Source organism: Paraburkholderia ginsengiterrae (genome assembly GCF_001645125.1).
Taxonomy (GTDB): Bacteria; Pseudomonadota; Gammaproteobacteria; order Burkholderiales; family Burkholderiaceae; genus Paraburkholderia; species Paraburkholderia ginsengiterrae.
The window spans coordinates 1-615 of record NZ_LXKA01000038.1 but is presented as its reverse complement, the minus strand read 5'-3'; the positions used below and the strand labels follow the sequence as shown (position 1 = coordinate 615).

Below are 615 nucleotides of genomic sequence, written 5' to 3'. Positions count from 1 at the left end.
AAAAGGGGAAGAGAAGAGGGGGGAGGGGGGGGGGGGAGAAAAAGGAGGAGAAAAAGAGGAAGAAGAAGAGAAGAAGGGGGGGGGAGGAGGGAGAGGGAGGGAGAGAAAGGAAGAAGGGAAAGGAGGGAGGAAGGGGAAAGGGGGGAAAGGAGGGAGGGGGGGAGAGGAACGAGGGGGAGGAGAGAGAAGGCAGGAGAGAAAAGGGGAAGGGGAAGAGAAAGGGGGAAAGGAAGGAACAGGAAAGAGGAAAGAGGGAGGAGGGAAAAGAGAAAAGGAAAGGGAAGAAGAGGGAAGGAGGAAGGGGGGAGAGGAGGAAAGGAGAAGAAGAAAAGAAGGAAGAAGAAGAGGGAGAGGAAAGAAAGAGGAAGGGGAGGAAGAAGGGAAGAAGAAAGAGAGAAGAGGGGGGAGGGGGGGGGGGGGGAAGGGGGGGGGGAGAAGGGGAGAAAGGCGAGACAGGGAAGAGCACAGGGAGGGCAAGGGCGCGGCCAAACGCGAGGGGACGGTGCGGTCACACGGCGCGGAGTCACATCACCGAGCCCAGCAGACAAGAGTCAAGTGCGGTTGCCGTCTGTTGCTTGAAAAAAAAAAATGTGTACAAGTCTGTGTGTGTGTTGG

The 615-nt window shown here is 57.2% G+C and carries 1 protein-coding gene; it reads left to right on the top strand.

All coding sequences use genetic code 11. The annotated features are described in order from the left end of the window. Positions 1-615: hypothetical protein (locus tag A6V37_RS41195; protein WP_208607842.1), on the top strand; the 615-nt coding region annotated here is incomplete at both ends.